We start from the raw sequence: 26,025 nt of genomic DNA, 5'->3' as shown, positions 1-26,025 counted from the left end.
CAGGCCCCGCGTGAATCTGTCAACACCCCAACCCAAAGCCCTCCTTGACCTTCGCTCGCACGCCCAGGCGACCACGCGCAGCATGTCCTCGAGAGCAGGAAGGAGCACCGGAAGAACGAGCATCATTGCTCAGCTCGTCCATGCAGCGAACCGTAGAACAGGCCTTGCACCTCCTCTTCCCGCTCCAAGCAAGCTTTGTTGCTCTGCTTCCTCTGGGCCACTGTTGTGTCGGGGGCGTCCCTATACTCTTCTCTTGGCATATGAACCCGCGTCCCGCTCAACGGGAGTGCGCGGAAGGGAGGCACGCCCATGCAGGAACTGCTGGAAAAACTCGCGTCGCTCCGGGAGTACCTTTGACATTCCCGGAAAAACACGCCGCCTGAACGAACTGGACCGTGAACTGAGCGACCCGGAACTCTGGAACGATTCCGCGCGCGCCCGCAAGGTGACGCAGGAAGCAGGCACGCTCCGCCGCGTGGTCGAGGGGTACCAGACGCTGAACTCGGACGCGCAGGGTCTCAGCGAGATGCTGGAGATGGCCGACGCCGACGAGCGCGAGATGCTCATGGAAGAGCAGACGTCCATCGAGACACGCGTGGATGAGCTGTACAAGGAAACGCTGTTCACCATGAAGCACGCCGACACGGCCGCGATCGTGCGCGTGAAGAGTGGGGCGGGCGGCACCGAGAGCATGGACTGGGCCGGGATGCTGACCCGGATGTTCATGCGCTGGGCCGAACGCCGGGGCTACAAGGTGGACCTGATCGATCAGGTGGACGGCGATCAGGCCGGCGTGATCAGCAGCGAATTCATCATCCGCGGCGAGAAGGCCTTCGGGATGATGCTGCCCGAGCACGGCGTGCACCGCCTCGTGCGCGTATCACCCTTCGACAGCAACAACCGCCGTCACACGTCCTTCGCGTCGGTGGACGTCGTCCCGGAGGTGCCGGAAGAGGAGATCAACATTCACATTCCGGACAGCGACCTGCGCCGTGATGTGTTCCGCTCGCAGGGCGCGGGCGGGCAGGGCGTGAACACGACCGACTCGGCCGTGCGCCTGACCCACCTGCCGACGGGCATTGCGGTGGCCTCGCAGCAGACGCGCTCGCAGATCAAAAACCACGAGATCGCCCTGCAGATCCTCAAGCAGCGCCTCTATGACATTGAGATGCGCAAGCGTGAGGAAGAGGAAGCCAAGGCGCGCGGTGAGCAGAAGAAGATCGAGTGGGGCAGCCAGATCCGCTCATACGTGCTGGACAAGCAGTACATCAAGGATCACCGGACGGGCGTCATGAAGCACAACCCCGACGACGTGCTGGACGGCGACCTGGAAGACCTGCAGTGGGCTGGCCTGGAATGGATGGCTGGGAAGCGCGTGGCTGAAGAAAGCAGCGACGACGAATAACGGCAGTGAAGGGACCGGGCGCGCCGCTCTGTGCGGTGGCGCCTTTTCCTTTTCCTTGGTGCTGCGTGGGGTGGTGGCGTTCATGCTTGTCAGCCGCTGTGGAACGTGACACCCTTGAGGGCAAGCATGACCGAGGCGAGCACCATAAACGGATACACCCTGCACCGCGTGCTGGGGCGCGGGAACACCTCACTGGTGCGCCTGGCCTCGAACGCGCAGGGGCAGCTGGTGGCGCTGAAGCTCCCGCATCCGGAGACGCTGTCGGTGCAGGACGCCGCGGAACGGTTCGGGAATGAGGTGCGCCTGACCCTGCAGTTCCGCCATCCACATCTGGTGCGGGGGTTCGGGGGCACGCCATTCGGTCCGGGGGCATTCCTGGCGATCACGTACTACCCCCAGGGTGCGCTGAATGAGCAGCTGGCGGACCTGCCCGACCGGACCCTGCCGCCTGACCAGGCGCTGCGGATCCTGGCGGATCTCGCGTCGGCGCTGACCTACCTGCACCATCAGGGCGCCGTGCATCAGGACGTGAAGCCTCACAACGTGTACGTCATGGAGGACGGCCGCGCGGCGCTGGGTGACCTGGGCAACACGTACTTCGTGTCGCAGGGCGGCAAGACCAGCGGCAGTCCGTACTACATGGCGCCCGAGGTGTACCAGGGTGAGGCGACCAGCAGCGCCAGCGACGTGTACAGCCTGGGGATCATGCTGTACGAACTGCTGGGCGGGGACCGGCCCTTCAACGGGCACACCTACGAGGAGTTGATGGTGGCGCACCTGACGCGCTTCCCACCGTCGCTGACGCAGCTGAATCCGCAGGTGACCCGGTCCGTGGGTCGCCTGGCCGAGCTGGCTCTGGCGAAACGGCCCACGGACCGGCCCAGTGCGGACCAGATCCGCCGGGCCCTGCTGAGCGCTCTGGGGGAAACGCCGGAGGACGAGGTGTACGAGGAGGCCGTCAAGCCCGAGGTGGAGCCTGTGCGGCCCATGGGCCGTCATGCCCCCGCTCAGGTGAGGCCCGCCACACCGCCCGGCGCTGACCCCGAGCCCCGGGAGGAGCGGAGCGGGCCTCGCTGGAATCCGTTCCGCCGCCGCAAATAGCAGGGGTATGGGCAGCGAAGCACTCCACTGGGGCGCTCAGGTCAGGCGGTGCATCTCGAAACGGCCCGCCAGAGCCCGGAAGCCCAGGCGACGGTTGACGGCCAGCATGGGTGCATTCAGTGAATGGTTGTTGGTACGCATGGTCGTGTGCCCCTCCGCCTGAGCGCGCTGCACGGCCTGCAACTTCAGGGGCAGGGCCAGACCGCGTCGGCGCGCGCTGGGGTGCAGGGCGGTCAGTTCGTTGTAGACGAAGGGCAGGTGCCGGAAGCGGACCATGACGGTCGTCCCCAGCCACTCGCCGTCCGGCCCGACCGCCAGCATCAGCCAGTCGGGCCGTGGGTCGGATTCCAGTCGCAGGATCTCGCGGACCTGAGCGGAAGTCCAGCGGGGGTAGCCAGAGAGGTCAGGCGTGTCCATCAGGCGGTCCGCGACGAACTCCACGTACCGGCGCAGCGTGGCGTCGTCCGCACCTCGCAGGTCGGTGAAGGTCACGCCCTGGGCGCGTGCACCGTCCAGGGCGGGCTGGAAGTCGGCCACCCTGACGTTCCGCAGATCGAGCTCGGAGGCGAAGCGGTGGGCGCGCAGCGTGAAGCCGCGTCGCTCGGCCCAGGCGCGGTCGGCCGGATCACCGTCCGGGACGTCCACGCTCAGGCCTTGGGCCTGCTGCCCGAGTGCCTCCTGACGCGCCGCCTGCCACAGGGTCTCTCCCACCCCGCGCCCACGGGCTTCCGGGAAGACCAGCACACTGACGTGCAGGAAGTCCGGTGGGATGAACAGGGACCGCTGCACCTGTGCGCCACCCAGCACCCGGCCGTCGGGGGACGTCAGGACGCGCCGCCAGGGCTGGTCACCGTGAGCGCGCCGGGCGTCAGTGGCGAGCAGGTCGTCCGCGCTGGTACTCCGTCCGCCCAGGGACAGCAGCGCAGCGAAAGCCGGAGCGTCGTCCGGGGTGTAGGGGCGAGGTTGGGTCACTGCACGCCCTTGACCAGTTGCCGGATCGCCCCCAGGTGATACGCGACGTGCGCGACCGCGCCACTCAGGCCCTCGGTCACGTCGCCGTCCACAGGGCGGCCTTCCCAGGTGCGCGCGAAGGCCACCAGATCCTCGTACGCGGCGCGCAGGCGGGCCCGGACCGCCGCCCACGCCGGATCGTCCACGTGGGTGGGCTCGAAACTGCCCTTCCAGTCGAAGGGACCCCGGTCGCCGTCGCGTTCCCAGCGGACGATGACCTCCAGGTGGTAGGCAGTGTGGGCTGCGTGCGCGGCCACGGTGCTGCCCAGTACGTCCTGGCTGGCCTGCGCAGCGCTCAGGGCGTCCAGGGTGGCCAGCAGGCCGTGGTTGCCACTGCCGTCTGCCTTTGTGCCGTCCAGGAAGGCGGTGCCCTGACCGGGCTGACCGCCCAAGACGGCTTCCCGCAGGATGCCGAGGATGCCGCTGACCGCGTTGGACGCCGACTCGCTGGGGTTCGTCATGCCGCTCAGCGTACGGGGCGCGAGGCGGGCGGGCATGCGTCATCTGACCGCTGGCAACCCCGCGTCAAGTCTGGTAATGTGGTGAGTTGCGCTGCCCGGCGAGGCCTGACCTTGCCCGCGAGTGGCGACAGAGGAGGTGAACTATGAACCAGTACGACCTGAACCTGATCCTGAACCCCAACCTCAGCGCCGAGCAGGTGGGCATCGAGAAGGAATACATCGAGACCACCGTGAAGAACGCGGGCGGGGAAATCAGCACCCTGGACGAGCTCGGCAACCGCCGCCTCGCCTACGCCGTGAGCAAGGACCGCGAGGGCTACTACCTGATGTACACCATCAAGGCCGCTGGCAACCCCGAAACGGACATCGCCAGCACCCTGCGTCTGCGTGACCACGTGCGCCGCGTCCTGGTGGTCAAGGACCGCCCGGAGTGGAAGACCAAGAAGGCCTGATCTTTTTACGCCATTGACGTAACGAGATCAGGTTTGTTATCGTACGGTCAACCCGCAAGGGCCGCACAGCCAGCCGCATTCAAGACCCCAGTACGAATCCTGCCGGATTCAGCCAGCAACAAAGGAGACCACGTCATGGCCCGAGGCATGAACCACGTTTACCTGATCGGCGCACTCGCCCGCGATCCCGAACTGCGCTACACCCCCAGCGGCACCGCCGTGTTCGAAGCCACCATCGCCGGTGAAGATCACATCATCGGCAACGACGGGCGCGAACGCAAACTCCCCTGGTACCACCGCGTGTCCATCCTCGGCAAACCCGCCGAGTGGCAGGCCGAACGCAACCTGAAAGGCGGCGACGCCGTGATGGTCGAAGGCAGCGTGGAGTACAGCCAGTGGGAAGCCCCTGAAGGCGGCAAACGCAGCATGGTCCGCGTGAAAGCCCTGCGCATGGAACAGCTCGGATATACTCCCGAACTCGTTCAGGACGCCGGAGGCGGCGTTCGCATGAGCAGCGGCATGAACGAAGTCATTCTCATCGGGAACGTCACCCGCGACCCCGAACTACGCTACACCCCCGCCGGCGACGCCGTGCTCGGACTCGGCCTGGCCGTGAACGAGACATGGAACGACCGTCAGGGCCAGCGGCAGGAGAAGACCCACTGGATCGACGTGACGCTGTGGCGCGAACTCGCCGAGAGCATGAAAGACCTCCGCAAGGGGGACCCCGTGCTCGTGCAGGGACGACTGGTCAACGAAGCGTGGACCGACCGCGACGGCAACAAACGCAACAGCACCAAAGTAGAGGCGACGCGAGTCGAAGCCCTGTCCCGAGGCGCAGGGGCCGGTAACCCTGCAGCCACCCCCGCCGGACCTCGCACGCAGACCGCGAGCAGTGCGGCGCGCCCCCAGAGCGGCGGCTACAGCCAGCCGAGCCGGGCAGCGAACACGGGGAACCGTTCGGGCGGCTTAGATATTGACCAAGGTCTCGACGATTTCCCACCGGACGAAGAAGACCTGCCGTTCTAAACCCGCTTGGGCACGGAACGCAGATTTCAAGGACTAACCCATGACCCAGACCAACAACGCCGAGCGCAAACCGCGCGGCAAGGGACCCAAGCGTCCCCGCAAGCCCAAGGTCGATCCGTTCTCCATTGGAGAACTGGAAATCACCGATTACAAAGACGTGAAGATGCTGCGCCGTTTCGTGAGCGACACGGGCAAAATCCTCCCCCGCCGCCGCACGGGCCTCTCGGCCAAGCACCAGCGCCGCATCGCGCAGACGATCAAGATCGCCCGCCAGCTGGCCCTGCTGCCCTACACCGAGAAGCTCGTCCGGAAATAAGGAGAATTGACATGCAAGTAATTCTTCTTGAACCCGGCAAGCTCGGCAAGACCGGCGACGTCGTGAACGTCAAAGACGGCTACGCCCGCAACTGGCTGATCCCCCAGGGTATCGCCACGCCGGCCACCGCCAGCAACATGAAGAGCCTCGAAGCCCGCATCCGCGCCCGCCAGAAGACCCTGGCGGCCGAGAAGGCCAGCGCCGAGGACCTCGCCAGCCGCCTGAACGGCGTCGCCGTGGAACTCAGCGTCCGCGCCGGCGAAGGCAAGATCTACGGTGCGGTCACGCACCAAGACGTTGCCGACTCCCTGGACAAGCTGGGCTTCGACGTGGACAAGCGCCGCATCACGATGCCGAAAACCGTCAAGGAAATTGGCGAGTACGACATCTCCTACCGCGCCCACCCCGAAGTGAGCATCCCCATGAAGCTCGTGGTGCACGCCGCGAAGTAAACGCCATCAAGCGTTTGACCCCCGCCCCACGGCGGGGGTTTTCTACTTCCCCACCCATTCACTGCTCCCTCCATGCCAGCGCGCCCACGCAGCGCTGCTGCACATCAGCAGTGGCCCACTGAACCTGTGGCGGACGCCAGGCTCCAGTTCCACGTTCGCCACAGTCAGCCCCCAGGGAAGAGGGTCGCTGCTGGGTGCAGTTGCGGCGAAGGTGAAGCTCCTGAACCCCGGGTTGTCCGGGACCCTGACCTTCACCGTGCAACCCTGACCACCGCTGACCTGCTCAGGCGGTCTTGAAGAACCGTCGTTCCTGCCTCCTGCCTGCCCTGACCACCTGAAGGGTCAGGCCTTCGCGCGCTGCCGGGCTTTCCCGCTACACTTGGGGCGAACGTCCCCACAGGTCCATCACAGCGGAGGCGTTCACCCTCAGTTTCCCACCTCGGGGCGCGTGGCCATTCAGGCGCGTGCCCCATGCAACACACCCAAAGGAGCGCACCGTGACGATCGCATGGATCATCGTGGGGCTGCTGCTCGGATTGGTCGGGGGGTTCCTGATAGGGCAGAGTCGTGGGGCGCGGCAGCGCGCCGAGATCGACAACCGCCTGCAACAGGACGCCCAGCGTGAAGCGGATCGCATCCGCGCTCAGGCCGACACCGACGCCCGCATGGCGCGGGCCGAAGCTGACCAGGACAGGCAGGACGCCACCCGCAGAATCAAGGAAGCCGCCGAAAGAGAAGCTCAGCTCAGCGTTCAGCTTGCGCAGTTCGACGCGCAACTGGCCCAGCTTGACAGCCAGCGGGAGCAGGTCAGCGCCCTGCGCGCCGGGCTGGAACAGGAACGCGCGCAGGCCAAGCAGGACGCCGCCCGGGAACGCGAGGCGCTGAGCAGTGACCGCCAGGAAACCCGCCGGGAACGTGAGGAACTCAAGCGCGAGATCGAGCGGCTCAACCGCCGCGCCGAGCAGCTCGACGCGCGCGGCGAGAAACTCGACTCGCTGGAAGAGCGCCTCGAGGACCGCGCCCGGCATCTGAGCACGCAGGAGCAGGAGATCGCCGCGCGACTCCATCAGGCGGACCTCAAGTTGTTCGAGATCGCGGGCCTGTCCCCCGAGGCGGCCCGCGCGGACATCCTGACCCGCCTGGACGCCGAGCTGGAGGAGGAGAAGGCCATCCGCGTGAAGGCCATGCAGGAACGCGCCACCGCCGACGCGAAACGCTCGGCGCGGCACGTGATCGCGCAGGCCATCCAGCGCAGCGCCTCCGAGACGAGCGCCGCGCTGAGCGTATCGGTCGTGCCCATCCCGAACGACGCCATGAAGGGCCGCCTGATCGGCCGTGAGGGCCGCAACATCCGTGCCTTTGAGGCCCTGACCGGCGTGGACCTGATCATCGACGACACGCCCGAAGCGGTGATCCTCTCTAGCTTCAACCCGGTGCGGCGCGAGGTTGCCAAACACGTCCTGGACGCCTTGGTCGCCGACGGCCGCATACACCCGACCCGCATCGAGGAGATGGTGCACAAGGCGCAGGATGAGATGAAGACCTTCATGCACGCCCAGGGCGAGGAAGCCGCCATCGAGGCGGGCGTGGTCGGCATCAAGCCGGGCCTCGTGCAGCTGCTGGGCCGCATGTACTTCCGCACCAGCTACGGTCAGAACGTCCTGAAACACTCCATTCAGGTGGCGCACCTGACCGGCATCATGGCCGGTGAGCTGGGCTTGGACGCCGGCATGGCCCGCCGCGCGGGACTGATGCACGACGTCGGCAAGAGCATCGACCGCGAGATTGACGGCACGCACGTCGAGATCGGCATCAACCTCGCCAAGCGCTTCGGCGAGCCCGCCGAGGTCATCGACGCCATCGCGCACCACCACGACCCGGAGAACGGCGAGACGCTGTACTCCGTGCTCGTCGCCGCCGCCGACGCGATCAGCGCCGCCCGCCCTGGTGCGCGCCGCGAGGAACTGGAATCGTACGTGCGCCGCCTGGAGATGCTGGAACAGATCGCCGTATCGTTCCCCGGCGTGCAGCAGGCGTACGCCATCCAGGCCGGGCGCGAGGTACGCGTCATCGTGCAGCCGGAGAAGGTCACGGACGCCCAGGCGACCCTGCTGGCCCGCGAGATCGCCGGGCGGGTCGAGCAGGACATGGAGTACCCCGGGCAGGTGCAGGTGACCGTGGTGCGCGAGAGCCGCGCCGTGGAAGTCGCCCGCTGAGCAGAGACGGGAAGAGGAGGGCCGGGGCTATGCGCTCCGGCCCTCCTCGCTGCATACCGCCAGGAACGTCGCTGGAGATCACCCGTGTAGCACGAGATTTTTCAGGCCGATGCGTGGGGATTGACACGGCCTGCATATCGGGGTATCCTATTTTTATCACCGTCCGAGAAGGGCGGATTTTTCGTTTTGGTCTGGGCCTCCCCAAGTAAGCCACCACCGGGAGCCGCTCCCTGCCGATGAGGCATCCGGACACTACCAGTCCGACGCGCGGCAGCCGGAAGATTAGCATCGCGTCGGCGTGCCCAACTGCATAGCCCTCGGCTACCGCTCTTAATAGCAGAACGTCCAGCGCGACAAATTTCTGGTCAGCACGTAGGACTTGACCGGACCTGCATACCGCGCTATTCTTTTCCCATCACCGTCCGAGAAGGGCGGATTTTTCGTTTTGGTCCCCCGTGACTCCCGGCGGCCAGCTGTCCCCTTCATCGGGGAAGCCGCCACCAGCCCCTTCGGGAAGGTCGGGCACACCGACCGGAGCTGCATATCTCCGCAGAAGTACTAGGGAAAAAGCCTCTCCAGGACGGTGTTTTTCCAGCTATTCCGCAAGACTTGACGCCGACTGCATACCGCGCTATGTTTTTTCTATCACCGCCGAAGAAGGCGGGTTTTTTATTTTCTATTCCCTGAGAGCCACACGGCGGCGCTCTGCGCGACGTGCAGGTCGTGCTCGGCGGCGCGGCCTGGGGCGGCCAGCGGCGTCAAACGGGCGATGTCCGCCGCGACCTGTTCACGCAGCAGCCCGCTCCCCTCGCGCAGCAACAGCGGGCCGTACCGCAGGGCCGCGTTCCCGGGCAGGCCCGCGTAGGCCGGGTCAGGGCCGGACTGGCGTTCCAGCCTCAGCACCGGGTACCGCCAGAAGCCGGGGGCCAGGACCTCCGCCGCGACGTGGTAGCTGCTTTCCTGCGCCCAGCGGCGCAGCGGTTCCGGACTGTCATTCGGTTGCAGCACCAGCGCGTCCGGCACGCGCCCTGGCGTGCGGGTCAGGATGCCCAGCATGGTCTGCGCGCCCATGCCGGTCATGCTGGCACTCTGCACCTCGCCGGGCGCCAGCGGGGCCAGGCCGTTCCCGGCGCGGACCTCCAGGCGGTCCGTGAGGCCCGCGCGGGCGACGTTCACGCGGGCGTGTTCCAGCGGGCCTGAGTTCACCTCGACAATCACGCCGCGAGTGATGCGGCCCAGCTGGGCCAGCCTGATCGGGAGGTGCGCGTGGTCACTGCCGATGTCCGCGTGAGTCTCGGCCTGGATCAGGTGCAGGGCCGCCTGGAGGCGCGCGTCAAGGTTCGGCATGCTGGTCGTCGGGCGCGTCTGGGCGGTGACCGAGGCGCGAGAGAATCACGGAGTACGCGCCCACCGCGAGAATCACGGCGGCAATGGCCGCGCCGTACACGAGGATGTCGGACCCGCTCTTCCATTCCAGCGCGACGCTGAAGAAGTTCACGCTGAGCGCCACGATCACGATGCCGATCAGTTTCTGTTTCAGGTCGTCGAAGGAGTCGATGTGCAGCCAGCGGGGTACGTTCTGCACGCGGCCCACGAACAGCGCCTGCAAGCCGAACGAGATGATCAGCAGCGCCACGCCCACCAGCAGCGTGTCGGCCTGCTCGACCGCCGCGACGATCAGGCTCTTGGTGGTGTGCGCCTCACCCAGGTCACCCAGCGCCGCGCGGATCGTCGCGTACGCCTGTGCGATGGCCGCGACGAACAGCGCGAGGCTGAACGCGAAGGAACTCAGCACGCCCAGCTCCACGATCAGGCGCGTGAACCCGAACGCGCCCGCCAGCGTGACGCGCCGCGTGCGACTCAGGGGCGGAGCGGGGCGCTTCGGCATGCTGCTCAGGATACTGGCCAGCTCAGGCGTCCGGGCTGGGCAGCGGGCGGATCTGGTCACCCAATCTGATCACGCCGCCCCGGATCACGCGGGCGGTCAGGCCGCCGTGCCCGCGCACGGCGTTGTACCCGCCCTCACCCAGGGTTTCCTCCATGCGCGAGCAGGGGTGGCACTCGCCAGTGCCTTCCAGGATCGCCTCGCCAATCTGGAAGCGGCGGTCCTTCAGGGCCAGCAGGGGAATACCGCGCACGGCGATGTTGCGGCGCAGCTGTTCCGGGCTCGCCTCGTTCAGTCCGGCCAGCGCGGCGATCACGGGCAGGTGCTCGGCTTGGATCAGCGTCACCTGCCGTCGCCCGGGCCCGCCGGGAATGGCGGGGGCGTTCGCGGGGCGTGCGGCCTCCCCCGCCTCGCCTGTCAGGGCGGTCAGGCGAGGCGGGGCGAGTTTCCCGTGATCGCCGATCAATCCGACCAGCGGGTGCGCCTCAACCTCCGGCACCGATTGCACGGGTGCGCGGCGCGCGGGGCGCAGCCCCAGCCACTCGATCACGCCGGGGCGGGGGAAGGTGTCACGCAACTCCTGAATGGTCTTCACAGCAGGCATGCTAACGGGCGGCGGCGCCTGTTATGCTGGGCGGCATGAGGCGTCTGACCCGACGTGCGTATCCCTGCCCGCCGCCACCGGTGGGAGCAGGGTCAGTCACAGCCTGAAATCCAACCCCGAGCGGCGCATCCGGACAGTCCTGATGCGCCGCTCCCCCATGGAGTGCTCATGCAGAATGAAATGACCCGGCAAGAACCCGCCCCCATCCGATGGAACCTACCTGTGGACGACCAGATCGAGCTGCTGCGCCGCGGCGTCGTGGATCTGGTGTCTGAGGACGACCTGCGCCGAAAACTGGCCAAGGGTCAGCCGCTGCGCGTGAAGCTGGGCGCCGACCCGACCCGCCCGGACCTGCACCTGGGGCACGCTGTGATCCTGCGTAAGATGCGCCAGTTCCAGGACCTGGGCCACAAGGTGATCATGCTGATCGGTGATTTCACCGCGATGATCGGCGACCCCAGCGGCAAGAGCAAGACCCGCCCACCCCTGACGCTGGAGCAGACCCGCGAGAACGCCAAGAGCTACCTGGAGCAGTGCCGCCTGATCCTGCGCCAGGAACCCGAGGTGCTGGAAGTGCGTTTCAACGGCGAGTGGCTGGAGCCCATGGGGTACGCCGACGTGATCCGCCTGGCCAGCCGCTACACGGTCGCGCGCATCATGGAACGCGACGACTTCCGCAAGCGCTTTGAGGGTGGCGTGCCCATCGCCGTGCACGAGTTGCTGTATCCCCTCACGCAGGGCTACGACTCCGTGGCGCTGGAGGCAGACGTGGAGCTGGGCGGCACCGATCAGCTCTTCAACAACCTGGTGGGCCGCGCGCTGCAGCGGGATTACGGGCAGGAATCACAGGTTGTGATGACGCTGCCGCTGCTGGTGGGTCTGGACGGCACCGAGAAGATGTCCAAGAGCCTCGACAACTACATCGGCCTGACCGACGAGCCGCACGAGATGTTCGCGAAGCTGATGAAGGTGCCCGACCCGCTGCTGGACAACTACTTCACGCTGCTGACCGACCTGCCCCGCCCCCGCATCGAGGAGCTGCTGGCCGGACACCCGGTGGCCGCGCACCGCGAACTGGCGCGCGAGGTGGTGGCGTGGTTCCACCCGGACGCGGATCTGGACGCCGCCGAGGCCCGCTTCCGCAGCGTCGCCAAGGGGGGCATTCCGCAGAACATCCCGACCGTGACGGTGCCCGCGGCGGAACTGGCGAACAGTGCTGACCCCGAGCGGATCAGTCTGGTGAAGCTGGTGGTCCTGGCGGGCCTGGAGCCCAGCAACGGCGCGGCCCGCAAGCTGATGCAGAACCGGGGCCTGAAACTGAACGGGGAGGCTGTGACGGACGCGCAGGCCAGCCTGACCCGCGAGCAGCTGTCTCAGGAGGGCGGTGCGGTCATTCAGAAGGGCAAGGACAAGTTCGCGCGACTGGTTCTGGGGTCCTGATCCACCCCTGAACTTCATGGGGCCTTCATGGGCCTCCCAGGCGCTGGGAGGCCCATCTTCATGCAACCTTCAGGTCAAGGCCAGAGGGGGAAAGTTATGCACAGGCAGCTGTGGACAACTGTCCCTGCCTGTGGATGACCGCCAGGCGCAGCAAAACCCTGTGGACAACACAACAGTTATCCACAGGGTCGGTGTGGAAAAAGCCCGTCCCTGTGGATAAAAATCTGACGCTCAGATGAAGTTTGCACCCAGATCAGGCGAAACCCATGTTCAGGGTTGCAGCAGATCCTCACGCAGACGCTCAACGCGCAGCATGTTCGTTGTGCCGCGCACGCCGAAGGGCACGCCCGCCGTGATCACGTAACGGTCGCCCACATCCGCCAGGCCGCTGCGGCGCAGCTCATCGTTGGCAATGCGGACCATATCGTCGGTGTTGCGGGGGTCCTCGCTGAGCACCGGCACGACGCCCCAGGACAGCGCCAGCTGGTTGCGGGTCTGCTCGTTGGGCGTCAGGGCCAGGATCGCCAGCGGGGGACGGTTCTTCGCGATACGGGCCGCCGCGCCGCCCGTACTCGTGAAGGTCACGATGGCGGGGGAGTCCAGCTTCTCGCCGATACTGCACGCGGCCGACGCGATGGCATCCTGCGCCAGTTCAGTGTCGATCACCAAGGAGCGCTGGAGCATCTTGTAATGCTCGCTGCCCTCGGCCTCGCGGGCGATGCGGGCCATCATGGCGACCGCCTCGACCGGGTACTGCCCGGCGGCGGATTCCGCCGAGAGCATCACGGCGTCCGTGCCGTCGTAGATGGCGTTGGCCACGTCGGACGCCTCGGCGCGGGTGGGGCGCGGCAGGCTGATCATGCTCTCCAGCATCTGCGTGGCCGTGATCACGGGTTTCCCGGCCTCACGGCACATGCGGATGATGCGCTTCTGGATGGTGGGGACCTGCTCGGGGCGCATCTCGACGCCCAGGTCACCGCGGGCGACCATGATGCCGTCCACTTCCTTCAGGATGTCCTCGAAGCGGTCCACGGCCTGCGGCTTCTCGATCTTGGCCATCAGCTTGGCGCGGCTGCCGAAGCGGGACATGTAGTGGCGGGCCAGCAGCAGGTCGTCGCGGGAGCGCACGAAGCTCAGCGCCACCCAGTCCACGCCCAGTTCCGCGCCGAACTCCATGTCCTGCACGTCCTTCTCAGACAGCGCGGGCACACTCAGGTCGGCTTCGGGCACGTTGATGCCCTTGTTGTTCTTCAGGACGCCGCCGATCACGACGGTGGTCAGCACGTCGTTGCCACGCACGCCCTCGACACGCAGGGCCATGTTGCCGTCATCCAGCAGCAGGGCCATGCCGGGGTGCACGTCGCGCACGAGGTCCTTGTAGGTGGTGCCCACGCGGGTCTCGTCGCCCTCAACGTCGTCCATGGTGATCGTGAACTTGTCGCCGGGCGCGAGGGTCACGCTGCCGTCCTTGAAGCGGGCCACGCGGATCTTCGGGCCCTGGAGATCCTGCAGGATGCCGATGGTGACGCCCTTCTTGGCGGCCAGTTCGCGGACCATCTGCACCGTCTGGCGGTGGTCCTCGGGGTCGCCGTGGCTGAAGTTCATGCGGACGACGTTCAGTCCGGCGTCAATCATGCGGCTCAGCACGTCCGGGGTGCGGCTGGCGGGCCCGACGGTGGCGACGATCTTGGTGGCGCGGTCAATCTGTTTCATCTGGAATCCTTTCCAAGCGCGTGAAGGCGACGGGCGGTCAGGGTCACCCCCGCCGCCCGCCTGCCGGGGTTAGCGCAGCGCCTTGCGGCCCGGGAACACCGCGCGGTCACCGAGGCTATCCTCGATGCGCAGCAGCTGGTTGTATTTCGCGATGCGGTCCGAGCGGCTGGCCGAACCGGTCTTGATCTGCCCGGCGTTCGTGGCGACCGCCAGATCCGCGATGAACGCGTCCTCGGACTCGCCGCTGCGGTGGCTGATGATCGTGCCGTAGTGGTGCCGCTTGGCCAGCTCGATGGCGTCCATGGACTCGGTCAGGCTGCCGATCTGGTTCACCTTCACCAGGATCGCGTTGCCGACCTTGCTGTCAATGCCGCGCTGGAGGCGCTCGGGGTTGGTCACGAATAGGTCGTCGCCGACCAGCTGCACGCGGTCGCCGATCTTGGCGGTCAGCTGCGCCCAGCCGTCCCAGTCGTCCTCGGCCAACCCGTCCTCGATGCTCACGATCGGGTAGCGGCTGGCCCAGTCGGCCCAGAAGTCCACCATCTCGGCGGTTGAGAGCACGCGGCCCTCGGATTCGAGGTGGTACTGGCCGTCCTTGAACAGCTCGGTCACGGCGGGGTCCAGCGCGATGGCGATGTCCTTGCCGGGCTCGTAACCAGCCTTCTCGATCGCCTCGAGGAGCACGTCCAGCGCTTCCTCGTTGCTCTTGAGGTCCGGCGCGAAACCGCCCTCGTCGCCGACGTTGGTGTTGTAGCCCTTCTTCGACAGGACCTTCTTGAGGCTGTGGAAGGTTTCGGCGCCGTAGCGCAGCGCCTCGCGGAAGCTGGGCGCGCCGACGGGCATGACCATGAACTCCTGGAAGTCCACGCTGTTGTCGGCGTGCGCGCCGCCGTTGATGACGTTCATCATCGGGACCGGGAGGGTCTTGGCGTTGCTGCCACCCAGGTAGCGGTACAGCGGGATGTTCAGTTCAGCGGCCGCGGCGCGGGCTGCGGCGAGGCTGACGGCCAGGATGGCGTTGCCACCCAGGTTGCCCTTGTTGGGGGTGCCATCGGTCGCCATGAGCGCGGCGTCGATGGCGGCCTGCTCGCTGGCGTCCAGACCAACCACGGCCGGACCGAGGGCCTCGTTGACGTTCTTGACGGCCTGCTGCACGCCCTTGCCGAGGTAGCGGCTGCCACCGTCGCGGAGTTCCAGGGCCTCGTGGGTACCGGTGCTGGCGCCCGAGGGTACGATCGCGCGGCCCTGCAGGCCACTGTCGAGGTGAACTTCGGCTTCCACGGTGGGGTTCCCGCGCGAGTCCAGCACTTCACGGGCGATCACTTTCTGAATCTTCATCCCTATTTCCTCCCGGATCACGGCCCTGTCGCCCGCAGGCGAGTAGGTGTACTTCAGACACTATAAGCGGGTGCCCCCGCAGAAAGATGCACCCGGTTCAACTTCCGGTGCAGACAGGTGCGGCCGCGCGCCCCACCCGCCCGGCACCTCAGACGCGCAGGGTCACCATCACGGCCATGTACCCGCCGCCCCCCGCCGCGCGGAAGATCGCCGGGCTGGTCGACCCGGAGAACAGCAGCTCCGCGTCCCCGTCGATCGGGCCCAGGGCGTCCAGCACGTGCCGGGCGTTGAAGGCGAGGCTCATGGCGGGCTCGCTGCCCCCCTGCACCACGTCCAGCGTGTCCTGCGCGCGGCCGTAGTCGCCCTCGGCGGCCAGCCGCAGCTTGCCCTCCGAGACCAGGAACTCCACGCGGTTGTTCGCGTTCTTGTCGGCCAGCACCGCCACGCGGTTCACGGCCTCCTTCAGCGCCGTGGCGGGCAGCGTGACCTGCAACTTGATCTCCTTGGGAATCACGCGCTCGTAATCCGGGAAGTCCCCGTCCAGGAGCTTCAGGTTCATGTGCACGCGGTCCGTGGTCACGCTCAGTTGCCCGTCGCCGTACGTGAAGCGGGCCTCGCCGTCCTTGAGCACGCGGATCAGTTCGTCCACGCTGCGCGCCGGGATGATCAGGTTGCGGCCGTCCCCGCTGGCCGGGAAGTCCCGGATCGCCACGCGATACCCATCGGAGGCGACCACGCGCGCGCCCTCGGGCCGGTGCTCGAGCTTGATGCCGCGGAAGACTGCCTGGAAGGCCTCGTTGCTGGCGGCGTAGCGCACGCTGGAGAAGGCGCGGGCCAGTTCGGTCGCGTCGAGGCTCACATCAGCCTGTGCGGGGAAGCTCAGCGGGGGGTAGGCGTCGATGTCGCCGGTCTGCAGTTTGAAGTCCGAGCCGCCCGCACGCACTGAGAGTTCCGAGCCGCTGAGTTCCAGTTCAACGAGTTCGCCCCCAAGGTTGCGCACGATCTGCGCGAACAGGTGGGCAGGAACCACGAAGTTACGGGGATCTTTCACCTCTGCGGGCACGAAGCACGACAGGTCGATTTCGAGGTTGGTACCGGACAGGGTCAGGCCAGCTTCGCTCGCCTCGACTTTCAGGGACGTGAGCAGGGGGTTGCTGCTACGGCTGGGGATGACGCGTTCCAGCAGGCCCAGGCCTTCGCTGAGGATTTTCTTGGTGACGTGTACGTTCATACGTGCCTCTCTGTCTGGTCCCTATCTTTTATCTGTCTTTATTCTAAAAAAAGATAGTAGTAGTAGTAATAGGTCCTGTGGAAACTGTGGATAAGTGGGTTTGGGCTGCACTAGGCGCAGATCTGCCTTGTGGACAAAATTGTGGATAACTGGCACTTTCCTGTGGATAACCTGTGGAAAAGTTGGCAGGTTATCCACAGGGAGTCAGGGGGTACGTTTATCCACAGAGTTATCCACAGGTAAACCGGGGGTTATCCACAGCTTTTCCACAGGCTTTTCCACAGCTCGTGAAATGCTGCACAGGTGTTTGGAACGAAACTTGGAACTTATTCTGCTTGAAGCTGAATGATGAGAACGAATTACGCATCAGAATCCTCGTCATCCTGACCCTTCATGCGGCGGCGCAAGAGGTCCACCGCCGCGGTCAGTTCACTGTCCTTCCCCATCTGTTCCGAGACCTTGCTGATGGCGTGCATGACCGTAGAGTGATCCCGCCCGAAGAACTGCCCGATCTCCGGCAGGGAATGATCGGTCAGCTCGCGGATCAGGTACTGCGCCACCTGCCGCGCCTGCACGACCTCACGCACGCGCCCCGAGCCGCGGATCACGTCGGGGGGCATGTTGAACTGTGCGGCCACCTGCCGCAGCACGTCCATCATCTCCACCTTCACTTCCTGGGGCGCGAACACGTTGCTCAGCGCCTTGGCGGCCACCGCCCGCGAGAAGGGCACGTTGTTCAGGCTGGAGAAGGCCACGACCCGCATCAGCGCGCCTTCCAGCTCGCGGATGTTGCTCGTCACCTGCCGCGCGATGAGCTCCAGCACCTCCTGCGGGATGTCAATACGGTTGTGCTCCGCGTTCATCTTCAGGATCGCCACGCGCGTCTCGTATTCCGGCGACTGGATGTCCGTGATCAGGCCCCATTCAAAGCGGCTGCGCAGGCGACCCTCCAGTGTCTGGATGTCCTTCGGTGGCCGGTCGGAACTCAGGATGATCTGCTTGTGGCTCTCGTACAGCGCGTTGAAGGTGTGGAAGAACTCCTCCTGCGTGCGCTCCTTGCCCGCCAGGAACTGAATATCGTCCACCAGCAGCAGGTCCACCGAGCGGTATCGGTTGCGGAACTGCGTCATCTTGTCGTCGCGGATCGCGTTGATCAGGTCGTTTGTGAACGACTCGGTGGATACGTACTCCACCCGTTTCCCCGGGAAACGTTCAAGCATGTAGTGCCCGACGGCGTGCATCAGGTGGGTTTTCCCCAGGCCCACGTCCCCGTAGATGAACAGCGGGTTGTAGGCCTTGCCGGGGGACTCTGCGACTGCCAGGGCCGCCGCGTGCGCAAGGTTGTTGTTCGGGCCCACCACGAAGTTCTCGAAGGTGTACTTCGGGTTCAGCACCTTGCGGCTCTCCATGGGTGCAGGGGCCGAGGCGCGCGGCGCGGGCACGCTGGGTGGCGGGGGCGGATCACTGGGCAGCAGCAGCGCGTCCTGCGCGGCGGGCAGCACCTGAAAACTCACCTGCGGGTTCTGCGCGCCCAGACTGCGCAGCGCGTCCTCCAGCAGCTTCAGGTAGTTCTTGCGGAACCACTCCTGCGCGAAGGAGTTGCGCACGCCCAGCACCAGTGAGCCGTCCTGTACGCCCAGATTCTTCACCGGCGCGAACCACGTGTGGTACTCGACCTCTGTAATGTTCTTGCGGACGTACCCCAGCACGTCCGACCAGATTTCCTGCGAGATAAGGCGCACCTCCCTTAAGGCACTCTTGAGCGGGAGCCAGCATATCACCGCCCGCTCCTCTCTCCCGCCTTCTCTCCGCTCCATGCCAGAGAAGGCGTTTCTCTCTCGTCTCAGCGTTTCGCGGCGGCCAGCGCCTCGGCCTCCCGCGCCGGGGTCAGGGCGTACGTCAGGTCCGCCCGCTCACTCCAGGCCCGGGTGTCACGGGCGGTTTCCTCCGGCGGGGTGAGCGTCAGGCCCGCCCGCTGGGCCCGTTCGGCGCTGATATCCATCAGGCCCGCCTGTGGCCCATCCTCCGGGATGAACAGCGGCACCTCCCAGAAGCCAAGCTCCAGCGCTTCCAGCTGCGCGGCGTCCACCCACACCGGCGACTGGATGCCCAGTACCTGCGCGAAGGCCGCCCAGCTCAGTCGCGGCCCCGCCAGGTTGAACACCCCACCCACGTGCTCCTCGACCACCCGCACCGTGAAGCGCGCCAAGTCCCGCGCGTCAATCACCTGCACGTGATCCTGCCCGCTTCCAGGCATCAGGGTCTCCCCTCCCCTGCCCGCCCGGTCAGGCCAGTACGGGTAGCGGGCCGTGTGGTCGAAAGGACCCGCGACAATCTGCGGCCGCAGGATGGTCGCCCCGTCGCCGAACGTGGCCTGCACGATCTGCTCGCAGGTCACCTTCAACGGGCCGTACGTCTCCCCGGTCACCTCGGTAGCGTCCTCTGGCGCGGGCGGCAGCAGCGGATCATCCTCGCGCACCGGGTGCCGGTCCGGCTCGGCATACACGCTGGCGGTACTGATGAACACGTACCGGCCCACCTGATCCCGCAGCGCAGCGCAGCTGGCGCGCACCGCGGAAGGCAGGTACCCACTGACGTCCACGCAGGCGTCCCAGGACCGCCCCGTCAGGGCGTCCAGGCCATTCACCTCACTCCGGTCGCCGCGGAGCCGCTCAATCTCAGCCGGCAGTTCATCCGCGGTGCGGCCGCGGGTCAGGATGCTCACGCGGTGCCCGGCCGCCAGGAACGCCATCACGATGTGCCGACCCACGAACTGCGTGCCGCCCAGAATCAGGATGTCCATACCCCTATCCTGTCACCCATGAAGGTGAGGTTCACGCCGGGACGCGTCCGCGTCCGCATTGACGACCTGGAACTGGCGGCCCTGAACCGCGGTGAACCCATTCACGCCCGCGTGAACTGGCCCGGCGGTGGCTGGGCGCTGACCCTCGATCCGCTCGGGCACGACGTGGCCGGGGACGGTGGGACGCTCGCGGTGGGTCTGGCGCCCCTGCTGGGGACGCTGAGCGACCCAGCGCAGGAGGGGGTCACGCTCAGCGGCGAGCCGCGCGTCACGGTGGAAAAGGACTTCGGCCCGCAGCACGCCTGAACTTCAGGAGGCAATGCGCCGGCTATGGTCAGCCCTCAGCGCCGCACCCAGCGCCCTCCGATCTCCTCTGCGAGGCCCAGCAGGTTCAGGAGGACCAGGGCCGTCTGCACGTCCGCTAGAGGCAATCCGGTGGCCACGACAAGGTCATCCAGCGTGACCGGGCCGATCAGGGCTGCCAGGACCCGCGCCTGCTCATGGGGTAGGTCCGGCAGCGGCGCGTCCGGAACGGTACCCCATCCCAGCTCGGTCAGGATGTCGGCCGCGCTTTCAGTGAGCACCGCGCCGTCGCGGATCAGGGCGTGCGGGCCGGCCGCGCGTGGGTCCCCGGCGCGCCCGGGCACGGCGAACACCGTCCGCCCGCATTCCAGGGCGTGCGTGGCAGTGATGAGCGAGCCGGATTTGCGTTCGCCCTCGACCACGACCGTCCCGGCGCTCAGCGCGGCAATCAGGCGGTTACGGGTGGGGAAGTGATGCTGCGCGGGCCCGGTGTCCAGCGGGTACTCGCTGACCAGCGTCAGCTGCGCGGCCAGCCGGGTGTTCTCCCGTGGGTACACGCGGTTCACGGCGCTGCCCAGCACCCCCAGACTGACCCCGCCTGCCTCCACGGCCGCCCCGTGCGCGGCCGTGTCGATGCCGCGCGCCAGGCCGCTCACGACGACCACCCCGGCGCGGGCGAGGTCCGCGGCGAGCATCCGCGTGAACGCCTGCGCGTGCGGACTGGCCGCGCGGGTGCCCACCATCCCGATGGCGCGCGGCACGGTCGGCAGGTCCGGCAGGGGCCCGAGAATCCACAAGGCTGCGGGCGGGTCGCCCAGCGCGTCCAGGGCCGCCGGGTAGCCGTCCAGGCCGCGCAGCAGCAGCGTCACGCCCTCCTGCTGCACGCGCGCGAGTTCCTGGTCCGCGCGGGTCAGGGCCGCCGGGCTCCCCACGGCCTGCGCGGCCCGTGCGTCCAGGCCCGGCACGTCGCGCAGGTCCCGCAGGGGCGCCTGCCACGCGGCGGCCGCAGAACCGAAGTGCACGCGCAGCGCCTCAATGCGGCGGGGCCCCAGCTGCGGCGCGAAGCGCAGGGCCAGCAGCGCCCGCCGCTCGTCCGGATGGGGTGGGGCGGGCGGATCGAACAGACGGCTGGTCACCCGGTCAGCATAGGGGGCCTGCGGGACCCCGGCGCACTCATGTGACCGGCGGGGTGGCCGGGGCCAGGGGCGGCTCGTCCAGTAGCTCGGCGTCTTCCAGATCCTCGCTGTCATCCCCGAGGGCCGCGCCGGGCAGCGCCAGCGTGAACAGGGCGCCGCCGTCCGGGTGGTTCGTGCCACTCAGGTCCCCGCCGTGCATGCGCGCGATCTGCCGGGCCACGCTCAGGCCCAGGCCGCTGCTGCCCGCGCCACTCACGAACGGCTCGAAGATCCGGTCACCCAGTTCAGCGGGCAGGCCGGGCCCGGAATCCCGCACCCGGAAGCACAGTTTCTCCGGCGTCTCGTGCAGGTCCAGCGTGACGGTGCCCTCGGGGCCCGCGTGCCGCCGCCCGTTCGCCAGCAGGTTCCGAAGCGCCTGCGTCAGGCGGTCCGGGTCGCACAGGATGCCGCCCCCCCAGTCCCCGGTGAAGGTCGTGCCCGGCACCAGGCGGTCCAGGCGGTCACGCAGGGTGCGCGCGGGGATGTAATGCCAGGCGAGTTTCAATTCCAGCTGCCCGCGCGCCAGCTGCATCAGGTCCTGCGTGGTGAAGGTCAGCTCGTCCGCGACGAGGGCGGCGCGCGCGACCTCCGGGTCGCCCAGGCGGGCCTCGGCGCGGCTCAGGCTGGCTTTCAGCACGGTCAGCGGCGCGCCCAGCTCATGCACGATCTGGCCCAGCAGCTGCTTCTCACGCGCCTGCTGGGCCTCGATGCGGACCAGCAGGCTGTTGATCGCCACGAGGAGGCGCTGCACCTCGTCCTCCCGCGCGGGCAGCGGCAGCGGGTCAAGGTTGCGTGCCGGGTCCAGCTGGTCGGCCAGATTCGCCGCGTGCTCCAGGCCCGCCAGCGCGCGCCGGCCCACCCACCAGCCGGTCAGCAGCAGGATCAGCGGTGCGGTCACCAGGGCCAGCAGCAGCGCACTCAGGGCGCTCTGGCGCGCGGCGATCAGGTCATCCTCCGGCAGGCCGACCCACAGCGTCCCGAAGTTCCCGGCGGCACGCTTGACGGCCCGCACGGTGGTGTTCTGAATGGGCACGCGCGACAGTGAACCGAACGGGTACCCGGAGTCGATGTAATCCCGCAGCGCCGGGCTGGCCGCCACGACCTGCCCGTCCGGGTCGATCAGCAGGGTGTAGGCGCCTGCGCCGCCCGCCGTGCGGCCCAGCCCCCCACCCGTGTTCGTGAACGCCTCGGCCAGCGTGTCGGCGCGGTCGTTCAGGCGGTCCACGAACTGCTGCTCCATGCGCGACAGCAGCAGCGACACGACGCCCAGCGTGATCAGCATCAGTAGCAGGGCGCTCAGGGCGCTGTAGGTCAGGGCCAGCCGGAAGCGCAGGCTGTGCCGCCACGCCACCCGCGCCGAGTACAGGCCCGCGCCGGGCGTGAGCAGCGCGGCCCGCCGCGCCCCGGGCGGGGTCGTGACGGGCCGCGCCTCGGGCATCATCAGGCCTGCAGGACGTACCCGACGTTGCGGATGGTCCGGATTCTCAGGTCCGATCCGGCACTTTCAAGCTTCTTGCGCAGCTGTGAGATGCGCACCTCGACGCTGTTGCTGTTCGGGGTTTCCCAGCCGTACAGGTGCGACTCGATGTCCGCCCGGGAGAACACCCGCTCGGGCGTGCGCATCATCAGTTCCAGGATGCGGGCCTCATGCTCGGTGAGGTTGACATTCTTGTCGTTCACGCTGAGCAGCAGGCTGCTGGTCGAGAGGCTGGTGTTGCCCAGGTTCACGCCCGTCCCGGCGGCCGTGCGGCGCAGCAGCGCGGAGATGCGCGCGTCGAGTTCCGGCATGGCAAACGGCTTGGTGAGGTAGTCGTCCGCTCCGGCGTTCAGTCCGGCCACGCGCTCCTGCACGCCACTGCGGGCCGAGAGGACCAGTACGGGCGTCGAAGAGTACTGCCGCAGCGCCTGCACGAGGTCCAGGCCGTCCCCGTCGGGCAGGTTCAGGTCCAGCAGGATCAGCTGGGCCGTGTGCGTCCCCAGCCAGGCCTGCGCGTCTTTCAGGGTGGCGGCGTGATGCACCTGGTAGTCGGCGGACAGGTACTCCTTGAGCAGGGGTCCGAGGTGGGGATCGTCTTCAACCACAAGAATCTGGGCCAGCATGGGTCTCCTTGAAGGTCGCCTGCCACGGCAGGCAGACGCAATGACGTGATCCTACCCCCGTCCATGCGGGGCTGTCTTGATGAAATCTGCGTGGTTCTGACGGTCCCGCTGCGCGGGGGGCGTCAGACTCAGCGGTTCTGACCGGGCGCCGCGGACTTCCGCAGGCCCGGCAGGCTGACCGGCGCGGCGTTCACCTGCACGTTCACTGACAGCTTGAAGCCTGACAGGAACTTCGTGATGGACTGCGCTGACGAGCGGTCTTCCGGGAACAGGTTCAGTTGGCCATTGGTCAGCGTGCCCACGTAGCGGCTTTTCAGGCCGGCGAAGGTGCCGCGGGCCCGCTCGTCGTCACTGGGGGCGAAGAGCACCACCACCGGCCCGGTGTAATCCGAGGCCAAGCGCACCGTGACGCGCCCGCCGCTGCTCTCGCCGTCGCCCAGTTTGGTGGACAGGTCGCGGTCCCACACGATGAGTTGCAGGGCCGCGGCGGGCGAGGACAGCAGGAGGGTGGTCAGCAGGGTGGTCAGGACACGCATGGGATCAGGCAGGCTCCGGGAAGAGAAGAGGGGGCTGGGGTGTTCAGGGCTTGGGCAGGCCGCGAGGACCTGTGATTGCCCAGCGTAACAAGCGCACCTGACGCCCGACTGAAGGACCACGTGGTCCTCTCTGACCTCGAGTGTACTCCGCCGCTCTTGCGCGGTTCTGACGCGCTGCCCCGGCGCGCCGGTGGGCCGCGTGAACCCGGCCACCTGAACATATTGATGACCGGGAACGCCCAGGAAGGTGCAACGCCGCCGCAACGGCCGCGCACGCACACTGACCCCATGAAGCGACTTCTGACGAGCGCCGCCCTCCTCGCCCTGAGTGCCGCCCTGACCGCGTGTGGCGGCGGTGGAGCGCCCGCACCGGCCGTCATTCCGGGCGCGACCCTGAACGTCGCGCTGGAGACCGGCGTGCTGGGGAACTCGGCGTGGACGTACGGCCCCGGGACCCTGACGCTGCGCACGCTCGACACGACGAACACCAGCGTGCCCGGCCCGGTGCTCTCCACGGCCAGCGTGAGCGCCCTGGGCACCGGCACGGTCACGCTGCCCGGCAGCGCGCAGGGCGTCCTGGCCAGAACGAACCTGTCCCCGAAGGCGGCGCCGCAGGTGATCGGCGACCTGTCCTCCGTGTGTCTGGAGTCCCTGACGGAGTCCGCGCCCGGCACGCAGGCGCTGTTCGTGACCGGCGCGGACTTCACGTCAACGCAGGGGGGCGTGTCACTGAACGAGGTGACCATCACCTTCAACGGCTCGTCCTACGTCAGCACGCGCCACGTGCCGGTGTTCGTCACGCAGGACGACACGGTCACGGGCTCCCTGAAGTGCAACAACGCGATCAGCATCGCAATCAACCTGCCCTTCAAGAAGGGCTGGAACATGATGTACGTCAGTGTCGACTTCAAGACCGAGCTGTTCAGCCTGGGCCTGGACAATGCCGCGGCCCTGCATTACGTCCCGGACACGAACTGACCGCACAGAGGAACGGGAGGCAACCAGCTGACGCCTCCCGTTCCCCTGTGCGGTCAGGTTCAGCTGTGCGTCATGTCGAGCGGTACGACCCACTGCGCGAACTCGTCTTCCGTGACGTAACCCAGCGCCAGCGCCGCCTCCCTGAGGCTGCTGCCCTCCTTGTGGGCCTTCTTGGCGATCGCGGCGGCCTTGTCGTACCCGATGTGCTTGTTCAGCGCCGTGACCTGCATCAGGTTGATGCTGAGGTTGTGCTCGATCTTCTCCACGTTCGGCTCGATGCCAACCGCGCAGTTGTCGTTGAAGGCGAGGCAGGCGTCACTGATGAGGCGGATGCTCTCCAGCACGGCGTGCACCATCACGGGCTTGAACACGTTCAGCTGGAAGTTCCCCTGGGACCCGGCGAAGGCCACGGTGGCGTCGTTGCCGAACACGCGCGTGGCGACCATCGTCATCGCTTCACTCTGGGTGGGGTTCACCTTGCCGGGCATGATGGAGCTGCCGGGCTCGTTTTCGGGAATGGTGATCTCGCCGATGCCGTTGCGGGGGCCTGACGCGAGCCACCGCACGTCGTTCGCCATCTTCATCAGAGCGCCCGCCAGGGTCCGCAGGGCCGCGCTGGTCTGCACCAGGGCGTCGTGCGCGCTGAGGGCCGCGAACTTGTTCTCCGCGCTGCGGAACGCGAAGCCCGTCTCCTCGGCGTACTTCTGCGCGGCCAGATCACCGAACTGCGGGTGGGCGTTCAGGCCGGTACCCACCGCCGTGCCGCCAATTGCGAGTTCCAGCAGGCCCTCGCCAGCGTGCCGGACCTCGGCAAGCGCGTAGTCGAGCTGCGCGACCCAGCCGCCGATCTCCTGACCCAGCGTGATGGGCGTGGCGTCCTGCAGGTGCGTGCGCCCCACCTTCACCAGCCCGGCGTGCTCCTGCGCCTTGGCATGCAGGGTGTCGCGCAGCTTGCCCACGCTGCCGTACAGGCGCTCGTTCAGTTCCAGCACCACCGCGATATGCATCGCGGTCGGGAAGGTGTCGTTGCTGCTCTGACCGCGGTTCACGTGATCGTTCGGGTGCACCGGCTTCTTGCTGCCCAGCTCGCCACCCGCGATCTCGATGGCGCGGTTGCTGATGACCTCGTTCGCGTTCATGTTGCTCTGCGTGCCGCTGCCAGTCTGGAACACCACCAGCGGGAAGTGCTCGTCCAGCGTCCCGGCGATCACCTCGTCCGCCGCCTGCACGATCAGGTCCGCCACGTCGCGCGGCAGTTCACCCAGGTCCGCGTTCGCCTGCGCCGCACCCTTTTTCAGGATGCCCAGCGCGCGGATCACGGGCCGCCCCCACACGAACGTGTCCCGGCCAATCGGGAAGTTGTGAATGCTGCGCTCCGTCTGCGCGCCCCAGTAACGGCTGGCGTCCACGTCCAGGATGCCCATCGTGTCCGACTCTTTGCGGTAGGTCGTCATACAGCGGCAAGTCTAAACGCCG

The 26,025-nt window shown here is 67.3% G+C and carries 25 protein-coding genes; 10 read left to right on the top strand and 15 right to left on the bottom strand.

Annotated elements, in window-relative coordinates; genetic code table 11:
• Window positions 1-309 precede the first annotated feature (309 nt).
• Together prfB and IEY63_RS10630 are read left to right on the top strand one after the other, a co-directional pair.
• Window positions 310-1,405 (top strand): peptide chain release factor 2 gene (prfB, locus tag IEY63_RS10635; RefSeq protein WP_189068975.1). Its coding sequence is split into 2 segments (ribosomal slippage): window positions 310-354 and window positions 356-1,405, totalling 1,095 coding nucleotides; the frame shifts between segments, so codons are not numbered across the junction.
• 126 nt (window positions 1,406-1,531) lie between these two features.
• A complete protein-coding gene (locus tag IEY63_RS10630) occupies window positions 1,532-2,506 on the top strand; it encodes a serine/threonine-protein kinase (protein WP_189068974.1) in 975 nt (324 codons plus the stop codon).
• 36 nt (window positions 2,507-2,542) lie between these two features.
• Here the strand turns inward: IEY63_RS10630 and IEY63_RS22205 are convergent, their stop codons facing one another.
• Both IEY63_RS22205 and IEY63_RS22200 read right to left on the bottom strand, forming a co-directional pair.
• Window positions 2,543-3,478, bottom strand: a complete 936-nt coding sequence (locus IEY63_RS22205) for a GNAT family N-acetyltransferase (RefSeq protein WP_229784649.1) — start codon at window positions 3,476-3,478, stop codon at window positions 2,543-2,545.
• On the bottom strand, window positions 3,475-3,978 hold the full coding sequence (locus tag IEY63_RS22200; RefSeq protein WP_229784648.1) for a DinB family protein: 504 nt from the start codon (window positions 3,976-3,978) through the stop codon (window positions 3,475-3,477). Before IEY63_RS22200 ends, IEY63_RS22205 begins: the two co-directional genes overlap by 4 nt.
• 143 nt (window positions 3,979-4,121) lie before the next feature.
• Here IEY63_RS22200 and rpsF point away from each other — a divergent pair, with 143 nt between their 5' ends.
• From rpsF to rny, 5 genes are all read left to right on the top strand, one after another.
• Window positions 4,122-4,430, top strand: a complete 309-nt coding sequence (gene rpsF / locus IEY63_RS10620; protein WP_189068972.1) for a 30S ribosomal protein S6 — start codon at window positions 4,122-4,124, stop codon at window positions 4,428-4,430.
• Between the two features lie 135 nt (window positions 4,431-4,565).
• Window positions 4,566-5,459: a single-stranded DNA-binding protein gene (locus IEY63_RS10615; protein ID WP_189068971.1), complete on the top strand. Its 894-nt coding sequence runs from the start codon at window positions 4,566-4,568 to the stop codon at window positions 5,457-5,459.
• Between the two features lie 40 nt (window positions 5,460-5,499).
• Entirely contained in the window at window positions 5,500-5,775 is a 276-nt protein-coding gene (rpsR, locus tag IEY63_RS10610; RefSeq protein ID WP_189068970.1) for a 30S ribosomal protein S18, read from the top strand.
• An 11-nt stretch (window positions 5,776-5,786) separates the two neighbouring features.
• Window positions 5,787-6,227 carry a 50S ribosomal protein L9 gene (gene rplI, locus IEY63_RS10605; protein WP_046843749.1) on the top strand — a complete coding sequence of 147 codons (441 nt, stop codon included), beginning with the start codon at window positions 5,787-5,789 and terminating at the stop codon, window positions 6,225-6,227.
• Between the two features lie 497 nt (window positions 6,228-6,724).
• The gene (gene rny / locus IEY63_RS10600) at window positions 6,725-8,443 is read left to right on the top strand and encodes a ribonuclease Y (RefSeq protein WP_189068969.1); all 1,719 of its coding nucleotides are present in this window, start codon (window positions 6,725-6,727) and stop codon (window positions 8,441-8,443) included.
• 669 nt (window positions 8,444-9,112) lie between these two features.
• Here the strand turns inward: rny and IEY63_RS10595 are convergent.
• The 3 genes from IEY63_RS10595 to IEY63_RS10585 are packed head-to-tail and all read right to left on the bottom strand — an operon-like array spanning window position 9,113 to window position 10,923.
• Window positions 9,113-9,790, bottom strand: a complete 678-nt coding sequence (locus IEY63_RS10595) for a tRNA (adenine(22)-N(1))-methyltransferase TrmK (protein ID WP_189068968.1) — start codon at window positions 9,788-9,790, stop codon at window positions 9,113-9,115.
• Window positions 9,777-10,331, bottom strand: coding sequence for a YqhA family protein (locus tag IEY63_RS10590; RefSeq protein WP_189068967.1), 555 nt, complete (start codon window positions 10,329-10,331; stop codon window positions 9,777-9,779). The genes IEY63_RS10595 and IEY63_RS10590 overlap by 14 nt, the downstream gene beginning before the upstream one ends.
• Before the next feature lie 22 nt (window positions 10,332-10,353).
• Complete coding sequence (locus IEY63_RS10585) at window positions 10,354-10,923, bottom strand: MOSC domain-containing protein (protein ID WP_229784647.1); 570 nt, start codon at window positions 10,921-10,923, stop codon at window positions 10,354-10,356.
• Window positions 10,924-11,100: 177 nt separating this feature from the next.
• Between IEY63_RS10585 and tyrS the strand changes: the two genes are divergently transcribed.
• Window positions 11,101-12,372, top strand: coding sequence for a tyrosine--tRNA ligase (gene tyrS, locus IEY63_RS10580; RefSeq protein WP_229784646.1), 1,272 nt, complete (start codon window positions 11,101-11,103; stop codon window positions 12,370-12,372).
• A gap of 270 nt (window positions 12,373-12,642) precedes the next feature.
• On the opposite strand, the gene pyk is transcribed toward tyrS, so the two are convergent.
• From pyk to IEY63_RS10555, 5 genes are all read right to left on the bottom strand, one after another.
• A complete protein-coding gene (gene pyk / locus IEY63_RS10575; RefSeq protein WP_189068965.1) occupies window positions 12,643-14,085 on the bottom strand; it encodes a pyruvate kinase in 1,443 nt (480 codons plus the stop codon).
• A 69-nt stretch (window positions 14,086-14,154) separates the two neighbouring features.
• Window positions 14,155-15,423, bottom strand: a complete 1,269-nt coding sequence (gene eno, locus IEY63_RS10570; RefSeq protein ID WP_155298634.1) for a phosphopyruvate hydratase — start codon at window positions 15,421-15,423, stop codon at window positions 14,155-14,157.
• 148 nt (window positions 15,424-15,571) lie between these two features.
• Window positions 15,572-16,654 carry a DNA polymerase III subunit beta gene (gene dnaN / locus IEY63_RS10565; RefSeq protein ID WP_189068964.1) on the bottom strand — a complete coding sequence of 361 codons (1,083 nt, stop codon included), beginning with the start codon at window positions 16,652-16,654 and terminating at the stop codon, window positions 15,572-15,574.
• 359 nt (window positions 16,655-17,013) lie between these two features.
• Window positions 17,014-18,387, bottom strand: a complete 1,374-nt coding sequence (dnaA, locus tag IEY63_RS10560) for a chromosomal replication initiator protein DnaA (protein WP_189069001.1) — start codon at window positions 18,385-18,387, stop codon at window positions 17,014-17,016.
• 110 nt (window positions 18,388-18,497) lie between these two features.
• On the bottom strand, window positions 18,498-19,457 hold the full coding sequence (locus tag IEY63_RS10555; protein ID WP_189068963.1) for an NAD-dependent epimerase/dehydratase family protein: 960 nt from the start codon (window positions 19,455-19,457) through the stop codon (window positions 18,498-18,500).
• 18 nt (window positions 19,458-19,475) lie between these two features.
• Between IEY63_RS10555 and IEY63_RS10550 the strand changes: the two genes are divergently transcribed.
• A complete protein-coding gene (locus tag IEY63_RS10550; RefSeq protein ID WP_189068962.1) occupies window positions 19,476-19,763 on the top strand; it encodes a hypothetical protein in 288 nt (95 codons plus the stop codon).
• Between the two features lie 35 nt (window positions 19,764-19,798).
• Here IEY63_RS10550 and dprA read toward each other — a convergent pair whose 3' ends face one another.
• The 4 genes from dprA to IEY63_RS10530 form a co-directional block, all read right to left on the bottom strand.
• Window positions 19,799-20,896, bottom strand: a complete 1,098-nt coding sequence (gene dprA, locus IEY63_RS10545) for a DNA-processing protein DprA (protein ID WP_229784645.1) — start codon at window positions 20,894-20,896, stop codon at window positions 19,799-19,801.
• 37 nt (window positions 20,897-20,933) lie between these two features.
• Window positions 20,934-22,373: a sensor histidine kinase gene (locus IEY63_RS10540; RefSeq protein WP_189069000.1), complete on the bottom strand. Its 1,440-nt coding sequence runs from the start codon at window positions 22,371-22,373 to the stop codon at window positions 20,934-20,936.
• A gap of 2 nt (window positions 22,374-22,375) precedes the next feature.
• Complete coding sequence (locus IEY63_RS10535) at window positions 22,376-23,035, bottom strand: response regulator transcription factor (RefSeq protein ID WP_189068960.1); 660 nt, start codon at window positions 23,033-23,035, stop codon at window positions 22,376-22,378.
• 128 nt (window positions 23,036-23,163) lie between these two features.
• Window positions 23,164-23,571: a hypothetical protein gene (locus IEY63_RS10530; protein WP_189068959.1), complete on the bottom strand. Its 408-nt coding sequence runs from the start codon at window positions 23,569-23,571 to the stop codon at window positions 23,164-23,166.
• A 288-nt stretch (window positions 23,572-23,859) separates the two neighbouring features.
• Here IEY63_RS10530 and IEY63_RS10525 point away from each other — a divergent pair, with 288 nt between their 5' ends.
• A complete protein-coding gene (locus tag IEY63_RS10525; protein WP_189068958.1) occupies window positions 23,860-24,549 on the top strand; it encodes a hypothetical protein in 690 nt (229 codons plus the stop codon).
• A gap of 59 nt (window positions 24,550-24,608) precedes the next feature.
• On the opposite strand, the gene fumC is transcribed toward IEY63_RS10525, so the two are convergent.
• Window positions 24,609-26,003 (bottom strand): class II fumarate hydratase, encoded by a 1,395-nt coding sequence (fumC, locus tag IEY63_RS10520; RefSeq protein WP_189068957.1) that lies wholly within the window; start codon window positions 26,001-26,003, stop codon window positions 24,609-24,611.
• Between the last annotated feature and the right edge of the window lie 22 nt (window positions 26,004-26,025).

The organism is Deinococcus radiotolerans (assembly GCF_014647435.1).
Classification (GTDB): Bacteria; Deinococcota; Deinococci; order Deinococcales; family Deinococcaceae; genus Deinococcus; species Deinococcus radiotolerans.
Note: the sequence above shows the minus strand (reverse complement) of the source record. Positions and strands in the feature narration are given on the sequence as shown.